The sequence below is a fragment of the Roseibium sp. RKSG952 genome, from assembly GCF_009711355.1.
In genome coordinates this window covers 1-15,267 of sequence record NZ_SMMF01000839.1, presented here as the reverse complement: position 1 = coordinate 15,267, position 15,267 = coordinate 1, and the positions used below count along the sequence as shown (strand labels likewise).

The window sequence follows — 15,267 nt, the reverse complement described above, 5'->3', positions numbered from 1 at the left end:
AAAAGTGCGAAAGATCTTTGACACTACCGGTTGTGCAGAAATGGGGGCAGATCTTCATAGAGCAGGCTTTTTATCAATTCATGCTGTGAAGCCACCGTTCGTAAGTTCGGTCTACCGCAATATCGATCGCGTAGCCTCTTTCTTTGGCAAAATTATTCTTTCGAAGCTCTTGTGGTGATATGTTGAACTGATTCTTAAATGCCTTGCAGAAAGAGGAATGCGTATTGTACCCAGCGTCAAATGCAACATCCAGAATTTTACGCCGATTCTGCGAAGGATCAGATAGTACCCGAAATGAGTCATCTAACCTCCTTTTTTTTATATAGTTTTCAACCCCGCCAAAGCGATTGAATATCCTGTAGAGTCCTGATCTCGATACTCCGATATTTTCGGAAATATATTTAGCGTTAAGTTTCATATTGCATAGATTAACATCAATAAAACTGGTTATTCTTCGAAATACGGCGGAATCGATTGCAGGTTTTTGAGCTGGGTCGTCAAATTCAACGCCCATATTCAAGCAGGATGCCAAGAGGCCTACTGTAGAAGGTGCAATATGGCAAGCTTCGGAAGGTGTAATGATTTGGGAAATTCGGTCAATATCCAGCAAATGATTATACAATAATGAATTAATTGCATTGTTTGGATAGAGTATCTTCATGTGGTAATTGAGCGATAAATTGATGCGATCAGCAAAAAGAGACTTAGGAATAATTACGGATAAGTTCTCGGAGTCTGTTGTAAACGCCCTTGTTTCCTGAGAAAGGTCGAACACAAGTAATCCGCCTTTCGGGAGATCGATATCGTTATCATTTTTTTGCCAAGTGTGTTCACCGCGTTTGTAAAGCTGGATCATAAGGTGATCCATTCCATCTGCGGCAATTCTTAGCGGAGTGCGGGTCCATTTCTGCGCAGGGCAAATGGTTTTTGAAAATAAAAGCGTATTGAACCGCGTTGCCTCGATCCGCGCCGGAAAACCGTTTTTGATGGGTTCCCTTTGGGCCTCTGTGTCGAAAATACACGAGATGCTCTCTCTCCACACCTCATACTGTCCGGCGGTTTCAATAAGAGATGTATCAAATACTGAACGGATCAGGTCGTATGTCCTGGCATCATTCTCGTTATTGCGCGAGTTATTGACTGGCATACTAACCATGGGGCGCTAGATTATAGTTAGAACTACATACAAAATAGACTTCAAAAAAATAGAAAACAAACATATTTTATGTTTGATAAAAAGACCGAATATGAATTTTATCAAATGGATATGTCGCGAATTATTGTTAAATATCAGCAGATGATATCTTCTCGGTCGAGGTGTGGGGCGCGGCCGGATCAGGCCCGGCTGATATGATCTCAACGGGCACCCGGCTTGAGCTGGCGCGGATGGTGGTCGACGTGCTGTGCAGCGCGCATCTGGGTGCAAGATACATGATCTGCCGGAAGGCCCGGGCCGTGCAGACAGCGCCCTTTATGCTGCCGGATCTGCCGGACAATGTTGTGCGGTTTTAGGGAGCGGCGGACGCGTACAATTCCCTTTGATTGTCAATGGCGCAAATAGGCACTTGCGCCGGGGTGCAGCGGGGGATGGGCAAGCAAAACAAATTGCCCTTTCAGCCCTGACGGGGGCGCCATTTTTTCAATCTTTTTGTTTGGTGCCGGCTTTTCGGCTGCCGTTGTCGGCACCGAAAGCTGCTATGGGTCAAAGCCCGTTATGGAGACCGGCGGCCGCAGCCGGTTTTCCCGCGAGCTGGCGGGCTCCCGTGTGCGTCCTGAGCGGAAACAAGAAGGGCTCAAAGTCCATACGCGGACATTGAGCCCCAGGTGCTTGTGAATTCTGGCGAAACGAAATGCCCCCCGGCAGCTGGCGGATGCCAGCGCGTATCGCCCTAAGCGGCCGGCGTGGTTTTGCTGTCGGCCTGAACGGGGATCCGGGTGATCTTGGCCCGTACGATCTCGTTCATCTCGTCTGTCTCTTCATCAAGGCAGCTTAGAGCCATCTGCAGAAAATAGGCGCAAAATGCCCTGCCGTCCTTTTCCGCCTCTCGCTTGGTGAAATAGATCATGCGCTTCAGGGAGTCGCGCTCCAGCTCGTCCGACAAAGCGTCTTCGATATCTCTCTTGATTGCCTTCGACATCCGTTTACCCACCATCCTGTTACTCAAACCCCGCAACATGTGGGGCAGTGGAGCAAGCTTGAGGTTGTGCCGTGACACAACCGTGATATGATTTCCCGGACTGTTCCGGAGACACGCCGGTTTATTGGGTGAGCATGACCACAGACATACTGGAAGTTCCCAAAGAATCAGAGGTTTCATCGAAGCACCCGCTTACCGTTCGGACTTTGGGTGTGCCGCAGGTTTTTGATTCTCATGGTACTCAAATCATTGTAAAAACGCGTAAGGCTTTTGCTATTCTGGCGTTTGTCTTGCGGGCGCAAGGTCACACGGTCCAGCGCGACGAGCTTGCGGACCTGTTCTGGAGCGATGCGGAGCGTGGCAAGGCGGTCCAGTCCTTGCGGCAGGCATTGCGTCAGATCCGGGTCGCGTTGGAGGCGGCCGGGCCCGATGTGATCCGGACCCGGGCGGGCACGTTGACAATCAGTACGGCGCAGCTGGCCTGGGACCTGCCGATGATCGAGCGCCTCGTGGAGCGCGGTTCGGCGGAGGATTTCGAAGCCGCGACCGAATTGTGGCGGGGGCCGTTTCTCGGCGGCTTTGAGGGGATAGATCCCCAGTTTGACGGCTGGCTGCTGGTCGAGCGGGAGCGAATTCAGTCCCGGATCGCCGCGGACGTGTTGAAACAGCTGGATCTGGCGCGGCTGCCGAAGGCCGCGGGCCGGATCGAGGCGGCTTGCAAATTCCTGCTGCATGTCGATCCGGCGCTTGAGGAAGCGCATCAGATCCTGATCCGCCTTCATGTGGCACAAGGCCAGAAGGAACGTGCGGCGCGTCAATACAAGGTCTGCGAGCACGAAATGCGGACCATGCTGGACGCCGAGCCGGACCCGGAAACCCGGTCCCTGCTTGACGGTGGCGGTGAGGAAACTGTGGCGCATGGTCTTCGGGCCTCGCCGGAAAAGCCGGACGCCATCTGGATAGACGATTCCGAAGCGATCCGGCTTCCGAAGATCTCAATCCATACGCTTGCGGCTAGCGGGCGCGGTTCCCGGGAGAGCAGGGTTCTGAGTGACGAAATAACAGCCGGGTTATCTTCATTCCGCGCTTTCGATCTCTATCAGGCGGAATATTTCGATGATCAGGACGGTTATCAGGTTTCCCGTGTCGAGCATGACGAGTTGGGCAGTTTCCTGCTGAGGTGCCGGCGGGACGATGCAAAAAACACGGTCTATATTCAGTTCGAGAACCGGGCCACCGGCCAGATCCTGTTTAACGATATTGTCGACTTTGACCTTGTGCGCGGCGAAGGCGGAGCCCGGGAGGCTGCTGTTCAGACGGTTACACGTGTGCGCAATCTTGTGATCTCCCGGCTCCTGAAGCCCGGAGCGCAAACGCCTTTTGCGAAATGGTGCCAGGCTGAGGCGCTGCTCTGGGAATTTTCCTCAGCTTCGGATCAAAAGGCACTTAAAATTTTAGAGGAGATACAGAAAACTCAGAATTCATTCTCGATGGCTTATGCTGGAAAGGCTTCAATACAGTTGAAGCAGGTGATTTATTACCCTTACGATGTTTTAGCTCTCCCGAGGCCGGAAGAAATAGTATTAAATGCTGAGCGAGCAGTCGCGCTTGATCCTTGGCAAACAATCAATCAGCGCATTCACGCTTGGGCTCTTATGACCGCATCGGAGCCTGATGATGCACTGCGTTCTTTTAAGAGGGCGGCTCATTTGGGACCGTTGGACGCTAGCAATATCCTGTCAGTGGCGGAAGGATTAGGGTTCTTGGGGGAAATCGAGTTGGCCAAGTCTTATGCTCGAAAAGCCTACAACTTGCTTCAGGCTGTTCCGAGAGTATTTTATGAATATCTTGCAAATGTTTATTTTTCGGCTTCGGAATTTGATGATGCGGCAGATTTTCTTCAGAAAGCGCCAATTTCAAGTGTTTTTGGACTAACGACACGAGTTGCCGCATTAATCTGTGCCGGACGGATCAGTGAAGCTGAGCATGCTGTAGAAATGGTGAAAGAGGGCACGGCAATTACCAGGCAGATTGATATCCATGGTGTCGTGCATGAATTGCAGGCAGTTGAGAGTCGGGCGGAACTCTTTAAAGATCCCGGTACAAGGGTGAATTTTCTTAAAGGTACCGATTTTATAAAGAGCAGAGTTTCATGATTTTAGTTTGTTGTCAGAATTTCCCCTACTCTTGTTGTGTATTCGTGATCTAGTTCAGACAATTTTTTAGTATTCAATTTGTACGGCAAGATAACCTTTCTTTTCGCTAAATCATTTTTTGCAATAACTATATTGAATAGGCTTGTTGTTTGTTCTGGAAGTCCCGCATCTTTCAATATTTTATTGGGGCTGGAAGCGAAATGCTCGGCAAAAACATCGTCAATTGATGCTTGGGCGAGTATTTTTCCGAGAGCTCTTACATTGTTTTTAAAGAAGGGAAACCGAGCCATAGAACGTTCCTAGCAATTGAAGTGTGGGGGCTGGTTGCCTACTAGCCCCCTAGGCTATTAGGGTTATTCGGGGATATCGTCATACATGCAAACGCCTAGCGCCTGCCGCCCGAGTTCTTCGAAATAGGCTTCGTCTTCGGCGGCGACCCGGGCAGCATCAACCTCTGCAGGGATCAGGATGTGAACCGTGTCTGCGGTGTCGGCGAGAATGGTAAGGTCGGAATTGGCGCCGATGCGCGCAAGGGTGGTTTTCGGGCTCTCAACAAGTTCGGCGCGTTTTTGCGGGTCTTGCAGGATGGCGCCAAGTTTCGCGCCCAGTTCCATCTTGTTGCTGGAAAATGTATGCTGTGTCATGTTGCTCTCTCCTGAATTAAGTGAAAGTCCTGCGATATCTGGCCGCTGTTCTTTTTTGAAAAAGATTTCGAGGCTCAAGAAGATGTTGGCATCAAGAACTGGTTGAAGTTGATGCGCACTGTTTTTCTCTCACCATGCAGGAAAGTGTTCAATATCTTGATACTAATTCTTGATATTGGCAACTGATAGTTGATTTAGTCTTTTGGTGTCTGGATGATTGTTGATTGTATAATTAGGTGGTTTAAACTATCAGGTGTGTCTGCTCCGTATCCGGTTGACAGCGAAATGCTTGCGAAGAAGCCGGTTGCCGATCTTGTGCGGTGCGGGATTCTCATGCGGTTGTCAACCGGGATTGTGCCCGGTCCTGGGGTGACGCTTCAGGATCTTGAGTTGTTTGCACCCTTGATCGACCGGTATCAACCGGACATGCGCCCACTCCCTTCCAGGGGGGCGCCCTTGCATTTTTGCACGGCCATCGCTCCGGGCGGGGCGGGGACAAGCGCCGGAACCGGCAAATTCCGGCCTGCAATTGCCGCCGGCGGGCAGTCGGAAACGCCTGCGCAAGCGGCTCTGGGATGTCTTGGAGAGTTGGCGGAAAGGCTTGGCTTTTTTTGCGAAGACGGGGGTGATGCGCGGATAGGTGAGGTGCGAGCCGGGTTGCCCGATCTGGCGGCCGGACCTTTCCTCGGGTTCAGTCCGGATCAGGAGCGCGCGCTTGTCGGAAAGCAGCGCGTTTTAGACCCGGTTTGGGACGGCCGGAGCATTCACTGGAATGCGCTTTCAACCCGGCGTGTGAGGGTCAGGAACCTGGTGGATAACCGTGAAGGCCAGTTGCCTTCCCTTGCTGTTTTGTTCGGGGAGGGCGCGCGTGAGGGACTGCGGATTCCGGGTCTGGCATCAACGATCGGAAGCGCTGTCTGGCGGACCCGTGAAGGCGCTGTCGAGCGGGCTGTCTATGAGCTGGTGGAGCGTGACGCGTTTGCCCGCGTCTGGTACAACCGGCTGGGGATAACAGCAATTCCAAAGCGCTTTTATCCACAGATCCTGCCTGAAAAAATCTGTCTTCACTTGGAGCAGCGGCATCGTCAGACCCGGATTTTCCGGGTTCTGACGGATCTTCCGGTTCATGTGGTGAGTGCAATTTCGGCGGCGCCGGACGGTTATTGGGGCGCACTTGGCGTGTCGGCTTCCGGCGATTTTCGGGAGGCGGCCTCTGGTGCGGTCCGCGAAATGTATCAGACCGAACTGATGACCGCCCTGTCGGCGCGCAAGATTGACGGAAACGAGGCAGAACACTCTGCAAGCCCTGTGCTTGAATATGCGCGCCAAACGCGCATTTTTGACGATCTCAAAATTGGGGGGGTGCCGGAAGATGACGGCGTGCAGCTGGGGCAGGTCCATTCCTATCAGTGTCTGATTGACGCGTGTGCGGCGAAGGGAATTGATCTGTGGGCCTGTGACCTCACCCGGTCCGACCTTCGGATTCCGACAGTCAAGGTTCTCTCGGGCGCGCTTTGCACATGGCAGCCGCGTTTTGGAAAATCACGCCTGTTCGATGTGTGTGTTGACCTTGGCCTCACCGGCAAAGCACCGTCGGAAGCGCAACTGGCGCAACGTCCCCCGTTTCCGTTTTGATGGCGGACATCAGGGATGGTCAAGTTCCGTTGACAGGGGCTGTGACCCGCGTTAGAACAATACCTGAGAATAACACTCCACTTTTGAGCAGTGTTCTCACTGGCGATTGCCACGCCCCTCTTGGGGTCTCTGGAAACGACTTGAGGCGGGACATCCCGCCTCCTTTTTCTATGCGTGATTTAAGAAATCACGGATGGATCACGGTCTGATCACTGGCCGGCCGTCTTCGTAGGGGCGCGACAGCGTCATCACCCAGAAATTCCGCCATTTGCCATCGGACCGGTTTACCCGGGCAATGCCGACACGGGTGACATAAGGGTTCAAAAGGTTCTTGTTGTGGTCTGCCGAGCCTTGCCAGCCGGAGAACGCCGCCGGCAGCGTGGCATATCCGGCCCCCAGATTTTCCGCGCCCGCGTAGTTTGCATAGCGCGCCTTGTCGAGCCGCTGGGACAGGCCGAACGCGCTATGGGCCCAGGTCTTCATGCTGTCGCGTTTGGCTATGTGATGCGCCATGTCTGCCGACACCTCGTTGAGGCGCGGGTCGAGCTTGAGCGGTGCGAGGCCGTGTTTCTGGCGGTAGGCATTGAGCATGGACAGCATTTGTGTGTCATTGACGGAAGCTCGGGCAATCACCGTTTCGGAGCTTATATCCTTTCCGCCTGGCAGCGCGCTGCATGCCGACAGGGCTGACAGCGCCATCATGGAAAATGCAATTGCAATGGCCGTCAGGCGCGGCGATGCGGAAGTCATGGAAGGCTGTCTCCGTCAGGGCTTGTCATGCAATGGTCTGTCCATCGTGCGGGCCTTCATGTCTCAATCGCCGGGCCATGTCACGCCTTCATCCGCGAAAAAATCAAACGGGCCGGGGAAGGGTTCCACATAGCCGGTATGGGTGACCACGTCGCCTTTGCCCGTCAGCAGATGGAGGTAATAGGCGGCCGGCTCGAAGTTGAATAGGGCTGGCGCGTCCGGGGCAAGGTCAAGGGCAACCTGATGTGCTGTGCTGGGGACAAGCGTCATGATCGTGCCTGCAAACTCGGCCACGATTGAGCGGTGAATATGGCCGCACAGGATGCGTTTGACCTGCGGGTGCCCGCGCAGAGCGTCTTCCAGTGCCTCTGAATCGGCCAGACCCATGGCATCCAAGTGGACGATGCCGGTGTCCGCGGGCGGGTGGTGGAGTGCCACGATAGTCGGCTTTGTGCTGGAGGCGAGCTCTTTTGCGAGCCAGGAAAGTTGGGCGGTTCCCAACCTGCCGCCGGGTTTGCCCGGGTCGTGGCTATCCAGGGCGATCAGCCGCAGGTCCCCGATATCGGCCGCATACCAGAGTTTTTCACCGGTGCTGTCGCTGATCCCTGGAAAATCCGCGAGGTTGGAGCGCATGCCTTCACTGCTGTCGTGATTTCCCGGAATGAGGTACACAGGCATCGGAAGGCGTTTGAGAAGGCGGCGGGCGACGGCATATTCGCGAGGGTCGTCCCGGTCGGTCAGGTCGCCGCTGATCACGAGAGCGTCGGGGCGCGGAGACAGGCTGGCCAAAGCCCGGATCGCGCGCTCGGCAAGCATGTTTGTGTCGCTGACCCGCAAGCATGGCAGGCCGCGCGGGCGCAGGTGCAAATCGGAGATATGCGCAATCAATGTCATGTGCCGCTCCAGCTCCATCGGGCAGCTGTTAAACCAATCCGGATACGATAGAGATCCGCTTGTGCCGCGCAAGCGCCGGTTCCCCTTTTCCAAATCCTCATGTAGGAGAAGCGACGCGGAGGTTCCATTACGGCCATCATGGCCCGGGCCTTTGCGGAAATCGACCAAGTGGACGCCCATGACCCCGACGCAAGACACGGACACCAACCCGTCAACCGTTTCACCGAAGCCTGCGGGTAAACCCTTCTGGTTGAAACTGTTCGGCCACGACATTTCAGCGCCATTGTTCCTGCTGGTGTTGTCCTTGTTCTTGTTCGTGCCGGGCCAATGGACAGTCCCGCCACTCGACCGGGACGAGCCGCGTTTCACGCAGGCGACCAAGCAGATGCTCGAAACCGGCAATTATGTCGACATCCGGTTTCAGGACGAGGCGCGCTACAAGAAACCCATCGGGATCTACTGGCTGCAGGCGGCCGCTGCCGAATTGAGCGGCAAAGGTGCGGATGCGCCTTTGTGGGTCTATCGTTTGCCGTCCCTGATCGGCGCGACCATGGCCGTTCTTGCAAGTTTCTGGCTGGCAAGGGCGTTCATGGGGCCAGCAGGAGCGTTGCTTGCCGGAATATTTGTCGCCTGCGCGATCATTGTCGGGGTCGAAGCCCGGCTCGCCAAGACAGATGCTGTCCTGTTTTTGACCATCATTCTTGCACAAGGCGCGCTGGCGCGGATCTGGATTCGGCGGCCGGACAAGCGTTTGTGGGGGCTAGGCTTCGTCTTCTGGACCGCATTGGCTGCGAGTGTATTGATCAAGGGACCGGTCGGATTGATGGTCGTCGGTCTGACGGTTGTTCTGCTTGCGGCCATGGAACGGGGGATCAAATGGTTCCGGGCTGCGGTTCCGCTATGGGGCTTTATCTGGTTTGTACTGCTGGTGGTGCCCTGGTTCGTTGCGATTTGGGCCGCGACGGATGGCGCGTTCTTCACCGAAGCGATCGGCCGGGACCTGCTTGGCAAGGTGGGGCAGGGGCAGGAAAGCCACGGGGCGCCCCCCTTGACGCATCTGGCTGCCATGTTTGGCACCTTCTGGCCGCTTCCGGCGTTTTTCCTGGCTTGTTTGCCCGTCATTTGGGCGCAGCAGAAAAGCCCGCTGGTGATATTCTGCTTTGCCTGGTTCGTGCCGTCATGGATTGTCTTTGAATTGGTGGCGACCAAGCTGCCGCATTACACAATGCCGCTTTTGCCCGCGCTGGCATTGCCCGTGGCTGCGGCCCTGATGGATGGCGGCGGGGGAACACGGCGCTGGCTCCGCTGGGTGGCCGCGGTTGTTCTTGCCCTTCCAGCCGTAGGTGTTGCCATTGCCGCTTTTGCAGGGCCGTTTTTCCTCGGCAACTGGCCGTCGCCTCCCGGTGTGGTGCTGAGTGTGTTCGGGGCGCTGCTGGCCCTGGCCGCAGCCGCACGTATTGTACGGGCGGAACTGATGAAGGCCGTGTTGCCGAGCATGAGTGCGGCTGTTCTGGTGGCAATCGGTGTTTGGGGCTTTACCGGTCCGGCCTTGACGGCCATCTGGATCAGTCCGCGGCTGGTTGCCGCGATTAACGATGTTCCGGATTGTTCCCGGCCTGCCGTTGTGACCAGCGGCTTCAACGAGCCCAGCTTCATCTTCCTGGAAGGAACCGCTACCCGGATCGTGTCGCCTCAAGACGCCGCCGGGTTTTTGGCGAAATCCGGCGAAGGGTGTCGTATTGCTGCCATAGAAAGCCGCAATGAGGACGCGTTTCTTGGGGCTGCAAAGTCCTTGGGGGTTGTGCCTATGCTCGTAAGCAGGGTAGAGGGCCTCAACATCAATGGTGGTGACGAGACGGATATCGGGCTTTACAGGGCAGCAGCGCCTTCTCACGGACAATAAGTGTACGCAATGAAACAACAGGGTATCGGAGGCCGGTTCCGGCTTGTCGGCGGGCGCATGCGCGCCAATATGCGCCGGGTCGGTCAGATTTTCGCAAACAGGCGTGACCGGGCTGACGGGCTGAAGGTGCCGTTGAAGCCGGGGCAGAGACCGCAGGATATCCTTGCGGTTCTCGTCCTTACGGTCGGCATTGCGGTCATCGTATTCGATATTCCGAGTTTTCCCTGGATACGGTCTTTGCCATCAGAGTACTGGGCAACCTTCAACTTCTTTACCGATATCGGCAAGTCCGGCTGGATCTTGTGGTCGACGGGCGTGGTCTGCCTCGCCTTGCTTTGCCTGAATGCGCAGGAGCTGACATTCCGCATGCGCATGACCGTCGGGGCCGTGTTTACTTATGCCGGTTTTGTCTTCTACTCGGTGGCCGGTTCCGGAGTGCTCGCGATCCTGTTCAAATGGTCGCTCGGCCGGGCCCGTCCGAAGCTCTACGAGCAGCTTGGCCCGGTCCACTTCGAGCTTTTTGCATTCAAGTCGTCCTTTGCAAGCTTTCCGTCCGGCCATTCCACGACGGTCGGGGCGCTTGCTACGGCGCTGGCCCTTCTGTTCCCGGGCTACCGCTGGCTGATTGCCGTCGCGGCTTTCTGGGCAGCTTTCAGCCGCATCATGGTCGGAGCGCACTATCCGAGTGACGTCATAGCAGGCATCTTGCTCGGCTTTACCTTCACGTTTTTTACCGCTCGCGCGCTCGCCCGGCGCAGGATCAGTTTCCAGTATACGGACAGCGGGGCGGTGGTTCCGATCATGGGGCCAGTGTCCGCCAAAGCCTGCGTAGCGGCTGTCTGGTATGCCCTGCGCGGCCGCCGGAACGCTGTCAGGATGAGCGAAACGGATACGGCGCCGCGCCGCGAACACACACAGGATAAACCATGAGTCTGAGTTACCGCGATGCCATGGCCGCATCCGATGGCGCCCCTGCGGTGACCGTCGTCGTGCCGGCCAAGGATGAAAAAGACAATCTGCCGATCTTGCTGGACGAGATCAAGGACGCGCTTGACGGCCGGACTTTCGAAGTAATTGTTGTCGACGATGGATCGAGCGATGGAACGGGCGATGTCTTGAAGGCATATGCGGCAGAGCACGCGTGGTTGCGGCCGTTCCGGCACGAGGTGGCGTGCGGGCAAAGTTGTGCGGTGCGGACCGGCCTCCAGAATGCGCGCGGCGACGTGGTGGCGACCATTGACGGTGATGGCGAGAACAACCCGGCCTATATTCCGCAATTGGTGGATGCGCTCTTGTCAGCGGGGCCGGAAGTGGCGCTGGCCGCCGGGCAGAGGGTCGGCCGGAAGGCGAGTCTCGCCAAGCGCTACGCGTCGAAGTTTGCCAACAAGCTGCGGGGCGCAATTCTGAGAGACAATACCCGCGACAGCGGTTGCGGGCTGAAGGCGCTCCGGCGCGACGTTTTTCTTCAGCTTCCCTATTTCGACAGCTGGCACCGTTTCCTGCCTGCACTGGTCATTCGTGAAGGCTACGGCGTCGTTCACATAGATGTTCAGGACCGCCAACGCCGGCATGGTCAGTCGAAATACGGAATTTTCGACCGTGCGCTGGTCGGGATACTTGATCTCTTCGGGGTATGGTGGCTTCGCCGCAGGCGCAAGAAGATCCCGGCTGTTCGTTCTTTGACTTGAGCCTGGAAACGATAGCGAATAAGAGGGCCGGGGGCCCTGGAACCTGACTGGACTACACATGAACGCTCTCTACGACTGGCTGTATACCGTCTTTATTCAGCAATTCGACTTCTGGATCGTCCTCGGCTTTTTCGCCCAGGCAATGTTCATGATGCGTTTCATGATCCAGTGGATTGCTTCGGAACGCGTCGGCAGGTCCATCGTTCCGGTTGCTTTCTGGTTCTTTTCGGTCGGTGGCGGCTCACTGCTTCTGATCTACGCCATTCAACGGCAGGATCCCGTATTCATTGCAGGCCAGGGGCTCGGCCTCCTGATTTATTTCCGGAACCTGTGGCTGATCTTCAAGGAAAAGCGGCGTGATCCGGCAATCTGACCCGTCCACGCCACTCTATGGCGGTTCAGGTTGTCTCCATCAGACGTGCGGCGCCTGATACCCGGACCGAGCTGCCTTTTGCATCGGGGATGCGGATCGAGATCCGGCTTTGTGCGCCCATATCCGAGCCCTGGATGATTTCAATACCTCCGGCATGGGGCCAATCGATGTCCCGCAGATAACCGGCAAAGGCTGCGCTGGCCGCTCCGGTGGCCGGATCCTCGTAGACGCCGCCCGATGCAAACGGGTTGCGCGTGTGGAACAGGTGCTGGTTTTCGCAATGGGCCAGCAGGATGGTCACCCAGCCGTTTTCGGTCATCAGCTTCCGGCCAGCCTCCATGTCGTAGCGCATGTTTGAAAGGGTCTGCCGCGCATTCAGTGCAAGTACGAAATGATCGGCCCCGCCATGGATCACAGCCGGCGGGATGCGCTCGTCAAGGTCTGACTTCGCGTATCCGAAGAGGTCCAGAACCTTGCCGGTCAGATCAGGTGGTGAAATCCGGCTCCGGGTTTCCGGTGACTGGAGTGCCGCGTGATACCGGCCCTCGTCTTTCCGGCCTTCGACGGTGATCTCGGCGTCATTCAAAACAAGGTCATAGACACCCTCGCCGAACTGGCCGGCAAGTGCTGCGCCAAGCGCAATGGTCGCGTGGCCGCAAAAGGGGACTTCGGATTGCGGCGAAAAGTACCGGACCCGCCAGCGACCGTCACCGGTTGGCATCGCAAATACGGTTTCGGAATAGCCAACCTTGGCTGCGGCCGCCTGCATGTCGGCTGGTGCCGGATGGGTGTCGCCGATTACCACTCCGGCCGGATTGCCGCCGGTGTCTCCATCTGAAAATGCGGAAATATGCAAGACGTTCATGTGAGTACCCTCCGTGGCTTGAGGTCTTCGATGTGGTGCGAAGGCCTCAAGTCACAAGAGTGACTATTCATGAAACATATTGATCCAATTGATCAATTCAGCCGAAGGCCGTGTCCAGCGCCTGGCCGAGGTCCTGAATCAGATCCGCCGGGTCTTCAAGGCCGATATGCAGGCGTGCGCAATGGGCATCCGAATCAGGCAGGTTGACCGTGCGCATCCCCTTCAATCTGACCGGGATCGCCAGGCTTTCATAACCGCCCCAGGAGTATCCCAGGCCAAACAATGCAAGCGCGTCGTAAAACGCGTTTGCCTGCGCCGTCGTTGTCCCGTCGGCAAAGTCGAAGCCGCACAATCCGCTGGCCCCGGAAAAATCCCGTTTCCAGATTTCGTGACCGGGATCGGTTTCGAGCGCGGGATAACGCAGCGCTTTCACTTCCGGGCGCTTGCCGAGCCAGTCGAGCACTTCAAGCGTGTTCTTCATGTGCCGTTCAAGGCGAACGGAAAGAGTGCGCAAACCGCGCAGGGCCAGATACACGTCATCTGGGGCAACGTGAACGCCCATTGCGCCGTGAATCTGATCGAGCGCCTGCCATGCCCGCTCGCTGGCGGCAATGGTGCCGAGCATGACGTCGGAATGGCCGACAATATATTTCGTGCCTGCCTGGATCGAGAGATCAACGCCGAGAGCAATCGGCTGGCAAAAGAGCGGACTTGCCCAAGTGTTGTCCATGATCACCGTCGCATCAATGCCGTGTGCGGCCTTGGCGATCACCGGGATATCCTGCATTTCGAAGGTCAAAGAGCCCGGGGCCTCGACAAACACCACGGATGTATTCGGCTTGAAACGCTTGGCAATCTCTGCGTTCAGCGAGGGATCGTAATACTCCACCTCGACATTGTAGCGCGGCAGAACCGTATCGGCGAAATAGCGGGTCGGACCGTAAGCATTGTCCGGGATCAGGATATGGTCGCCGGTCTTGACGCTTGATAAACAGGCCATCGCGATGGCGTTCAGTCCTGAATTGGCCAGCTTGGCACCGGCTGCGCCTTCCAGCTCGATGATCGCCTGTTCAAGTGCGTCCGTTGTCGGATTGCCCCGGCGCCCGTAGGTGTATTTCTGATTTCCCGTCGTCAGGGTTTCGACGTCGGGAAACAGCACCGTCGAGGCATGCACTACCGGCGGATTGACAAAGCCGTGAAATGCCTCTGGCGAGCATCCGGCATGCGCCAGAACAGTGTCGACTTTTTTGTCTTTCTGGGAATGAGTGTTTTTCATTTTTTCCACTTGTTTGAAGAAGCTGCCGCGCTGAAGCTTTCCGGGCATTATCGATAGTCGGAGATTGTATAACGTTTTGAAAAAGCGGTTCAATCCGTACCTGAACTCAGAGTGGGCAGCGGTCTGGCCATCGGATACCTCATTTGCATGTTTGGCAAGGGGCCTGATAACGGCACCATGTGGGGCGCTAGCGCCGCGGCATAGCAAATCCGGTTTTTCGGTAATGCCCGAAGGTCATGCCGCGGAGGAAAACACATGAAACAAGCACTGAAAACAGCGCTTCTTGCCGGAGCCGTCATGCTGACCGGTGCTGCAGCCAACGCAGCGACAGTGGAAAAAATCAAGGAAGCTGGGTATTTGTCCTGCGGTGTCAGCCAGGGCAATCCGGGCTTTTCCAATCCTGACAATGAAGGCAACTGGTCCGGCCTCGATGTGGATTATTGCCGTGCGGTCGCAGCCGCGGTCCTGGACGATCCGCAAGCGGTCAAGTTCCGTCCGCTCGGGTCTGCAGAACGGTTCACCGCCTTGCAGTCCGGAGAAATCGATCTCCTGTCGCGGACGACAACCTGGACCATGTCCCGCGATACGGACCTGGGCGCCAACTTTGCGGGTGTGATGTATTATGATGGCCAGGCCATGATGGTGCGCAAGGAACTCGGCATCAGTTCGGCCATGGAACTGGCCGGTGCTGCGGTCTGCACGGCAACCGGCACCACGACCGAACTGAATGTCGCCGACTTCTTCCGCATGAACAACATGCCCTACGAAGTTGTTGCCTTTGAGAAAAATGATGAGGTGACGGCCGCTTACGATGCAGGGCGCTGCGACGTCTATACCACCGATGCCTCCGGTCTCTACGCCAACCGCCTGAAGCTGACCAATCCGGAAGACCATGTGATCCTGCCGGAGATCATTTCCAAGGAGCCGCTCGGCCCGGTGGTTCGT

General features: G+C 56.4%; 16 protein-coding genes and 1 pseudogene. 9 read left to right on the top strand and 8 right to left on the bottom strand.

All coding sequences use genetic code 11. The features are described from left to right. Nucleotides 1-73: 73 nt before the first annotated feature. Nucleotides 74-1,147 (bottom strand): helix-turn-helix domain-containing protein, encoded by a 1,074-nt coding sequence (locus E1297_RS09650; protein WP_196223258.1) that lies wholly within the window; start codon nt 1,145-1,147, stop codon nt 74-76. A gap of 203 nt (nt 1,148-1,350) precedes the next feature. On the opposite strand from E1297_RS09650, the gene E1297_RS09645 reads away from it, so the two are divergent. Continuing rightward, entirely contained in the window at nt 1,351-1,512 is a 162-nt protein-coding gene (locus tag E1297_RS09645) for a hypothetical protein (protein ID WP_155137237.1), read from the top strand. Between the two features lie 377 nt (nt 1,513-1,889). Here E1297_RS09645 and E1297_RS09640 read toward each other — a convergent pair whose 3' ends face one another. Further along, nucleotides 1,890-2,138, bottom strand: a complete 249-nt coding sequence (locus E1297_RS09640; protein ID WP_155137234.1) for a hypothetical protein — start codon at nt 2,136-2,138, stop codon at nt 1,890-1,892. 134 nt (nt 2,139-2,272) lie between these two features. Between E1297_RS09640 and E1297_RS51260 the strand changes: the two are divergent. Both E1297_RS51260 and E1297_RS50245 read left to right on the top strand, forming a co-directional pair. After that, nucleotides 2,273-2,965 (top strand): annotated as a pseudogene (locus E1297_RS51260) (winged helix-turn-helix domain-containing protein); the annotation flags it as partial. An 84-nt stretch (nt 2,966-3,049) separates the two neighbouring features. Next, on the top strand, nt 3,050-4,294 hold the full coding sequence (locus tag E1297_RS50245; RefSeq protein ID WP_244327707.1) for a tetratricopeptide repeat protein: 1,245 nt from the start codon (nt 3,050-3,052) through the stop codon (nt 4,292-4,294). A 2-nt stretch (nt 4,295-4,296) separates the two neighbouring features. Here E1297_RS50245 and E1297_RS09630 read toward each other — a convergent pair whose 3' ends face one another. Together E1297_RS09630 and E1297_RS09625 are read right to left on the bottom strand one after the other, a co-directional pair. Beyond that, the gene (locus E1297_RS09630; protein WP_155137228.1) at nt 4,297-4,584 is read right to left on the bottom strand and encodes a hypothetical protein; all 288 of its coding nucleotides are present in this window, start codon (nt 4,582-4,584) and stop codon (nt 4,297-4,299) included. 63 nt (nt 4,585-4,647) lie between these two features. Continuing rightward, on the bottom strand, nt 4,648-4,938 hold the full coding sequence (locus E1297_RS09625; protein WP_155137225.1) for a hypothetical protein: 291 nt from the start codon (nt 4,936-4,938) through the stop codon (nt 4,648-4,650). Between the two features lie 285 nt (nt 4,939-5,223). On the opposite strand from E1297_RS09625, the gene E1297_RS09620 reads away from it, so the two are divergent. Then, nucleotides 5,224-6,573 (top strand): YcaO-like family protein, encoded by a 1,350-nt coding sequence (locus E1297_RS09620; RefSeq protein ID WP_196223257.1) that lies wholly within the window; start codon nt 5,224-5,226, stop codon nt 6,571-6,573. Between the two features lie 198 nt (nt 6,574-6,771). Here E1297_RS09620 and E1297_RS09615 read toward each other — a convergent pair whose 3' ends face one another. Together E1297_RS09615 and E1297_RS09610 are read right to left on the bottom strand one after the other, a co-directional pair. Beyond that, nucleotides 6,772-7,323 (bottom strand): CAP domain-containing protein, encoded by a 552-nt coding sequence (locus E1297_RS09615; RefSeq protein ID WP_155137219.1) that lies wholly within the window; start codon nt 7,321-7,323, stop codon nt 6,772-6,774. A gap of 63 nt (nt 7,324-7,386) precedes the next feature. Beyond that, nucleotides 7,387-8,217: a phosphodiesterase gene (locus tag E1297_RS09610; protein ID WP_155137216.1), complete on the bottom strand. Its 831-nt coding sequence runs from the start codon at nt 8,215-8,217 to the stop codon at nt 7,387-7,389. Between the two features lie 178 nt (nt 8,218-8,395). Here E1297_RS09610 and E1297_RS09605 point away from each other — a divergent pair, with 178 nt between their 5' ends. Genes E1297_RS09605 through E1297_RS09590 form a run of 4 tightly spaced genes read left to right on the top strand, consistent with a single transcriptional unit; the run spans nt 8,396 to nt 12,181 of the window. Then, nucleotides 8,396-10,120 (top strand): glycosyltransferase family 39 protein, encoded by a 1,725-nt coding sequence (locus tag E1297_RS09605; RefSeq protein WP_155137213.1) that lies wholly within the window; start codon nt 8,396-8,398, stop codon nt 10,118-10,120. A 9-nt stretch (nt 10,121-10,129) separates the two neighbouring features. Next, entirely contained in the window at nt 10,130-11,050 is a 921-nt protein-coding gene (locus E1297_RS09600; RefSeq protein WP_155137210.1) for a phosphatase PAP2 family protein, read from the top strand. Beyond that, nucleotides 11,047-11,808, top strand: coding sequence for a glycosyltransferase family 2 protein (locus E1297_RS09595; RefSeq protein ID WP_155137207.1), 762 nt, complete (start codon nt 11,047-11,049; stop codon nt 11,806-11,808). The genes E1297_RS09600 and E1297_RS09595 overlap by 4 nt, the downstream gene beginning before the upstream one ends. Before the next feature lie 58 nt (nt 11,809-11,866). Next, nucleotides 11,867-12,181: a lipid-A-disaccharide synthase N-terminal domain-containing protein gene (locus E1297_RS09590; RefSeq protein WP_155137204.1), complete on the top strand. Its 315-nt coding sequence runs from the start codon at nt 11,867-11,869 to the stop codon at nt 12,179-12,181. A gap of 25 nt (nt 12,182-12,206) precedes the next feature. On the opposite strand, the gene E1297_RS09585 is transcribed toward E1297_RS09590, so the two are convergent. Together E1297_RS09585 and metC are read right to left on the bottom strand one after the other, a co-directional pair. Continuing rightward, the gene (locus E1297_RS09585) at nt 12,207-13,046 is read right to left on the bottom strand and encodes a PhzF family phenazine biosynthesis protein (protein ID WP_155137201.1); all 840 of its coding nucleotides are present in this window, start codon (nt 13,044-13,046) and stop codon (nt 12,207-12,209) included. Between the two features lie 97 nt (nt 13,047-13,143). Further along, a complete protein-coding gene (gene metC, locus E1297_RS09580) occupies nt 13,144-14,322 on the bottom strand; it encodes a cystathionine beta-lyase (RefSeq protein ID WP_155137198.1) in 1,179 nt (392 codons plus the stop codon). Nucleotides 14,323-14,577: 255 nt separating this feature from the next. On the opposite strand from metC, the gene E1297_RS09575 reads away from it, so the two are divergent. Then, a partial coding sequence (locus E1297_RS09575; protein ID WP_209015727.1) for an amino acid ABC transporter substrate-binding protein occupies nt 14,578-15,267 on the top strand: 690 nt, incomplete at its 3' end.